Below are 5,671 nucleotides of genomic sequence, written 5' to 3'. Positions count from 1 at the left end.
ACGGTTAGGATGGCAGAGATCCGTATGAGTGAGAAAACCACCCTGGCAGGTTCCCTTCTCTGCTTTAGCTTATTTCTTCTTGCCGTTGTCATTAGGGCATACCCTAGTGGCTACAGCGCAGCGACCTACGCATGATTCAGGGCACGTCAAAATAGCTGTACATGATTAGATACTTGTACAGACTATTGCAAGTAGCTGCCTGGTCGGAAGAAAGGAACAAGCTTGATTGGCACCTACTCATGCCTCTCATAGCTTTTGTGCCTGAAAGACTTCTTATGACTACGCTGAGACCTAACAACACCGGTCCTCCTACCGCTCTCCTTTGTGAAGACGAAGAACTCATACGCGAATTGATTAGAGATGTTTTGGAAATGGAGGGGTTTTCTATCGTTACATTTTCAACTGCTGATGCAGGATGGGCCTACTTGCAACAGCACCTCAACGAGGTTTCGCTACTGCTTTCGGATATCCGTATGTCGGGACGTTTAGACGGAGCAGACCTGGCTCGTCAAAACGCAGAAACGCTTAAGGCCGTTGTCTACCGTAGGGAGTATATGGCTGATTCGATAGATCCCGTTGAGTAGTGAAGGTAACGCGTAGTCAGGCTTATCGGTCATGAGCGTTTAACGAGGAGTGTATGAGTAATCCAGCCGAATTCGATCCGCGCGGCTCGTATGATGTGATCTGTAACCAACTCAAGGTCGCAGAGCTTCATCAAAGACGCTTTATGGAAGGGCCTCGCTTTGAACTCTGTACGGGTGAAGTCGTGGATGAGCGGCTTTTTATCAAGGGCTCGCCTGTAGGAATGTTGTCCGGACTAACCATCATCCGTCTCAATGACGGCGCCTTTTACGAGCTGAAACAATCGTAGCGCCGTGCCTTAAACCTTTAACTGTCCTTCTTTTGGCTAGGATGTACTTTAATAACTACAGGAAATGTTTGATGCCTACCAGAGTGTCTACCCTTGAGAATGTGGGCCAGAAGGCTAAATCTTGTAGATCTCATTAACGTGTCCAGGTCTAGATGCTCATCCATAGCCCGTCCGCTGTCTTCGTATACTGCGTGTGTCCAGGCTATTCTCTTGTAAATCTCATGGTTTCAATCAGAGCATTTCTTCGTTTGCAGAAGACGGTCAGCCTAGCCTGAGCTATTGCTGCTCGAAACTACAGGCCGCGATTCTATTAATCGATTCATCTGCTCAGGGCTCCAATCCATATAACACCAAGAGTTTACAGAAATGCCTGTCCCTCGTAACGGCTAGCCAAACGGAGAAGCGCAAACAAATCAAAGTATTTGCCAGCCTAGGCCTACTCAATTTCTGTCTACACTTACTAGTGAAGCGGTTTTCAACTCAGTTTTCTGAGAGGTGGCGTTACCATGAATGGAGTAGGCAAATGCACCACCGAAAAAAAGATTCTTATCGTTGAAGATACAGATTACCTCCGGTTCCTGATGACTGAGGTGCTGGACTCAATTGGGCCAAGAGTCGAAGCGCTTCCTACCGCCGATGATGGCTATTCCTACCTACAAGAACACGGTCAAAACGTAGCCGTTCTGGTAACAGACATTCGTACACCAGAACGCCTGGACGGCGTTGATCTGGCAAAGCTGGTCGCTAACAAATGGCCTCATATCAAGGTTTTGCTGACTTCAGGCTATAACACCAATTTACTCTCTAACCTCGACACGTTTGATCAATTCCTGGCCAAACCGTGGTCAAGAGATCAGTTGCGAGGAACGGTACTCAAAGTACTGGAAGAGGCGGATCCATCCTCTACCTAAGCGGATACCTCCTCTTACAGCCCGGGCAGATAAGCTCCATGCGGATCTCCCTCAGCCTTGCCGGTGTGATCCATCGGCAAGGCTCCATCGCGTATGAGCAATACTTCTATCCTGGAGGATCCAGCTCTCCATACCCAGGCCGTCACCTCTGCTCTGATCAAACTCACCCAAACGCTATGCGCCTTTTTCTATGCGAGCGGCTGGAGCTGCGTACGCAACCGGATAAGGAAATTGATAAGCAAAAGACGCTGCCCAGCGCCTATGATCAAACGCAAGGCTTCTGGGCAGGCGCCGTCATAGCTCAGGCGCTTCTTTACCCTCAAGAGGCGCTAATGCTATGCCTTTCACAGACCTGCCTGATCTGCCGTGCGGCAATGGGCGTAAATGAACTGACCGCGGATTTAACTAAAGACCTGACAGCAACGTTTCTAAAGGTCAGCTAGGTACACCGGGTTGATTAATGCGACGACTAAATCCAGGCGCATTACTTGGCTCATCTCTAACGAAAGTGCGAGTCTTGATGAAACAAGAGCTAGATTTCCAGACATTATTCGAAGCGCTTCCGCACCTCGTGCTGGTTCTGTCTACAGGTCCAGAGTTCATCATGCTGGCTGCTAACGAAGGGCGGCTTAGGGGAGCCAATACACGGCGTGAGGACTGCATAGGGCGGTCGGTATTTGAAGTATTTGGAAGAAATCCCGAAGAGCGGACAGAGTTTGGTGCAGGTGTGCTACGCGCCTCGCTAGAGCGTGTGGTACAGACCCGAACGCCTGATCGCATGGCAATCACCAAGTACGACTTTCCCCGGCCCGCAGCGCTGAACTGACCCCCGAAAGTTGGACACAACCTTCGGAGTCAGTTCACCCAAGGGGCTCGCAACTATTTGGCCAATGATATGGAAATTATTACCAAACCCTTTGCCATTGATGCACTGGCGACCAAGATTCGCGAGATGTTGGCCGCCGGCTAATTAAGCCATGATGATAGGGGCTGCTTCGCCGAACGGATCTTATGGTAAATCCGTTGTTTAAGCAGATAGATTAAGTGATAGTACAGACGAAACCCGAGTTTATAATATTCCTTTAAGGGAATATTATTCCTTCCATGGCATGAGAAATTGAATTCACAGACGAGTTTGAAGACTGGTGAGAGGATCTGACTGAAGCGATCTAAGAGGACATCGACGCCCACGTAATCCTTCTAGAGGAACGGGATCCTCAGCTTCCCTTTCCGTTTTCAAGTTGTATCAACGGCTCCAGGCATGAGCATATGCATGAGCTCAGAGTGCAAAGCGGAGGTAGTCTTATCAGGATCTTTTATCCTTCGACCATAGACGCACAGCCATTTTCTTGATCGGCGGGGATAAGACTGGAACAACCGCTTTTACGAAAAATAATTCCATTAGCGGATCGTCTGTATGACAAGCATTTTGACGAAATAAGGAAAGAGCAGAGGTAAGCATCATGTCTGGTAAAGAGTCGTTCTCATCTTTATGTGACAGGATGTTCCCTGAGTCGAAAGCACGCAGTGCTGAAAAGGCTGCTGCGTTACGCAGAAATGAACCTGTCCGAGATCCGCCGTGCTCGTAAGCTCTCTCAAGAACAGCTTGCTGAAATCCTGCATGTAAGCCAGGGAAGCGTCGCTAAACTCGAAAAGCGAACAGATATATACATCAGCTCTATGCGCCGCTTTATTGAGGAAGTGGGGGGATGAGCTGGAGGTAACGGCCAAATTTGCAAATCATACTGTACGGATCAGCCAGTTTTCTGATCTGGATAAGGCAAATCCATAATCGTTTTCTGCTTCTAATAAAATAAGGCCCCGTTATGAACTGACCCCCGAATGTTGGACACAACCTTCGGGGGGGCAGTTCAAACTAGGGCTTTTGTCTTCATGCTCAACATGCCTGTGTCGTATTCCTTGAATTGAGCATGAAGCCAGCGGCGTTAAGCGGATGATAAGCGGCATAAGAAATAAGAGAAAACCACATTTTTGATGGCATGATTAGCCCTCAAGTTCAAGGATGATGATTATGATGTACACGTCGATGCTCTGGGCTGCCCTCACGCCATTACTATGGACATTGCCCTTTCTAATTCTAGTTGCCTTATTTAGGGCTCCTCACCTTAAAGGCTGGTTTGGTGAGCGCCGAGTCAGTTGGGTAACCCGCCGTCGATTGGACCCGTCCATCTATCATCTCCTAAACAACCTCACGCTTCCCGACGGCGCTGGTACAACTCAGATAGTCCATGTGCTGGTGTCACGCTATGGCATGTTTGTTATAGAGACTAAAAACTATAGCGGTTGGGTCTTTGGGAGGCCTCACAACAGCAATGGACGCAGCAAATTTATCGCCACAAAAGCCGGTTTCAAAATCCGGTTTCAAAATCCGCTTCATCAGAACTACAAACATTTAAAGACGCTTGAAACGACACTAGGCCTGCGATCCGAGCAGTTACATGGGATTGTAGTGATGGTGGATCGGCGGGGCTGAAGGCGACGGGAAATACAGGGCTACTTCAGACCATCCCTAGGTTTAGTTCTGCCTTAAATATATGCTACAGACTAGACATGAGTCAGAGAAGATAGCTAAGCAGTCTGTCAAGATACCTGAAAGCTAAGCGGTAAGCCTTAAGCTATTGCCCAAAATAAGTGGAAGAATATCTCGATCTATCCGCTTCGTACATTATCTTTTCAATGTGCTTGTATCGGAAACAAAAGATTCTGCTCAGTCCCGAATTAGCTTTATATACGTAGATTAATCTAATGGAAACAGTGCCCAATCCCATATAGATATTCAGGCCACTTGCCTAAAAGCTAGCCAGATTAGGATACTAGTGCTAAAAGAAAACCAGGATATGAAGTGTTTAATAAAATAGCGTAATTTTTCCAGCGAACTTACCAGGTTCCCTGTTTTCAAGGCTGTTCGCTAGACCTATATATGCTAGCTTCTCGTTTCAATAGTTGAAGCCCTTCATCTGTGCAGCCTCTTTTCAATATCTCTACTGGCGTTTCTAGTTCATTATTAGCGTTTTCAATAGGGTAAAGAAAAAATAGGCATTTAGACTCAGGATCAGTGTCGTTTAAGACACTAAGTAAAACATCCAAGTACTCTAACCGCTTATTTTTATGAAATTGAAAGCCTGGATATTCATATTCTTCGCCTCTTTTCCAGGCAATCAGCTTTCCAGCGTCTCTCCAGTTAGAAACAGTTTGTCTTGATACATTGGCTATTTCACAAATGTCCCTAGCCCTAAGTAATCCACCATTACTACCCAAAAATTCATTGAACTTTGCACGTGCTGCGACTCTTGACCTGCGATCACGCTCTTCCTGCTCATCGACAGGCTTAACTAGGACGCTTGTTTCATAAAACATTTCTACAATTTTACGATCTGTCAGGGCAGCTATTTCTTTTAGTGAACTGTTTTCTTTCCAATATTGAACAGTTTCGGAAAATAGGGTGACCATGCGTGACAAAACAATCTCAGCCACTGGGTCAATGGAGCGCTTTTCTTCATGGGTAGGGCCAGTATTTTTAATCATGCTGTTGCTGCTCATGATCTACCTCTCTCGGTATTGGACAATTGAAGGCTATGCTCATTTTGACAAATTGCCAATTATTGGGATTGTCCACTTGTCCACTTGTCCACTTGTCCACTTGTCCAGTAATTGCGTTGTGGCATAGGGTGTAATACCAAAGCTTTATGACCCAAGTGTCGGCCATGGATCCTTGTAGTTGAGCATGTGGATCTATGTTCATAGCAACGATTTACTGCTACGTTCTGTCTGAAAAATCGATTTGCTAGGCTATCCTGTCTTTTCCGAACGGAGAGCAGAGATGACGGGCCGTTACGCGTTAGACGATCAAGCATGGGCGCTGATTCGC

The 5,671-nt window shown here is 46.9% G+C and carries 8 protein-coding genes; 7 read left to right on the top strand and 1 reads right to left on the bottom strand.

The annotated features are described in order from the left end of the window. The first annotated feature begins 275 nt into the window (after positions 1–275). From IEX86_RS24250 to IEX86_RS24220, 7 genes are all read left to right on the top strand, one after another. Positions 276–584 carry a response regulator gene (locus tag IEX86_RS24250; protein ID WP_188868716.1) on the top strand — a complete coding sequence of 103 codons (309 nt, stop codon included), beginning with the start codon at positions 276–278 and terminating at the stop codon, positions 582–584. Positions 585–637: 53 nt separating this feature from the next. Then, positions 638–871 (top strand): hypothetical protein, encoded by a 234-nt coding sequence (locus tag IEX86_RS24245; RefSeq protein WP_188868715.1) that lies wholly within the window; start codon positions 638–640, stop codon positions 869–871. A gap of 506 nt (positions 872–1,377) precedes the next feature. Next, positions 1,378–1,782, top strand: a complete 405-nt coding sequence (locus IEX86_RS24240) for a response regulator (protein WP_188868714.1) — start codon at positions 1,378–1,380, stop codon at positions 1,780–1,782. 38 nt (positions 1,783–1,820) lie between these two features. Further along, the gene (locus tag IEX86_RS24235; protein ID WP_188868713.1) at positions 1,821–2,225 is read left to right on the top strand and encodes a hypothetical protein; all 405 of its coding nucleotides are present in this window, start codon (positions 1,821–1,823) and stop codon (positions 2,223–2,225) included. Positions 2,226–2,302: 77 nt separating this feature from the next. Beyond that, entirely contained in the window at positions 2,303–2,608 is a 306-nt protein-coding gene (locus IEX86_RS24230; protein WP_229685495.1) for a hypothetical protein, read from the top strand. Positions 2,609–3,339: 731 nt separating this feature from the next. Then, entirely contained in the window at positions 3,340–3,495 is a 156-nt protein-coding gene (locus IEX86_RS25300) for a helix-turn-helix domain-containing protein (RefSeq protein WP_229685496.1), read from the top strand. A 319-nt stretch (positions 3,496–3,814) separates the two neighbouring features. Beyond that, positions 3,815–4,276: a nuclease-related domain-containing protein gene (locus IEX86_RS24220; RefSeq protein ID WP_188868712.1), complete on the top strand. Its 462-nt coding sequence runs from the start codon at positions 3,815–3,817 to the stop codon at positions 4,274–4,276. Between the two features lie 422 nt (positions 4,277–4,698). Here IEX86_RS24220 and IEX86_RS24215 read toward each other — a convergent pair whose 3' ends face one another. Then, positions 4,699–5,343 carry a helix-turn-helix domain-containing protein gene (locus IEX86_RS24215; RefSeq protein WP_188868711.1) on the bottom strand — a complete coding sequence of 215 codons (645 nt, stop codon included), beginning with the start codon at positions 5,341–5,343 and terminating at the stop codon, positions 4,699–4,701. Between the last annotated feature and the right edge of the window lie 328 nt (positions 5,344–5,671).

The organism is Pseudomonas asuensis, from assembly GCF_014646755.1.
GTDB lineage: Bacteria > Pseudomonadota > Gammaproteobacteria > Pseudomonadales > Pseudomonadaceae > Chryseomonas > Chryseomonas asuensis.
The sequence above is the reverse complement of the archived record's forward strand: the minus strand, read 5'-3'. Positions and strand labels throughout refer to the sequence as shown.

What these genes read in the sequence shown, in the direction of transcription:
- IEX86_RS24220 (WP_188868712.1), top strand. Translation starts at nt 3,815, where the DNA reads ATGATGTACACGTCGATGCTCTGGGCTGCCCTCACGCCATTACTATGG.
- IEX86_RS24240 (WP_188868714.1), top strand. Translation starts at nt 1,378, where the DNA reads ATGAATGGAGTAGGCAAATGCACCACCGAAAAAAAGATTCTTATCGTT.
- IEX86_RS25300 (WP_229685496.1), top strand. Translation starts at nt 3,340, where the DNA reads ATGAACCTGTCCGAGATCCGCCGTGCTCGTAAGCTCTCTCAAGAACAG.
- IEX86_RS24215 (WP_188868711.1), bottom strand. Translation starts at nt 5,343, where the DNA reads ATGAGCAGCAACAGCATGATTAAAAATACTGGCCCTACCCATGAAGAA.
- IEX86_RS24245 (WP_188868715.1), top strand. Translation starts at nt 638, where the DNA reads ATGAGTAATCCAGCCGAATTCGATCCGCGCGGCTCGTATGATGTGATC.
- IEX86_RS24235 (WP_188868713.1), top strand. Translation starts at nt 1,821, where the DNA reads ATGCGGATCTCCCTCAGCCTTGCCGGTGTGATCCATCGGCAAGGCTCC.
- IEX86_RS24250 (WP_188868716.1), top strand. Translation starts at nt 276, where the DNA reads ATGACTACGCTGAGACCTAACAACACCGGTCCTCCTACCGCTCTCCTT.
- IEX86_RS24230 (WP_229685495.1), top strand. Translation starts at nt 2,303, where the DNA reads ATGAAACAAGAGCTAGATTTCCAGACATTATTCGAAGCGCTTCCGCAC.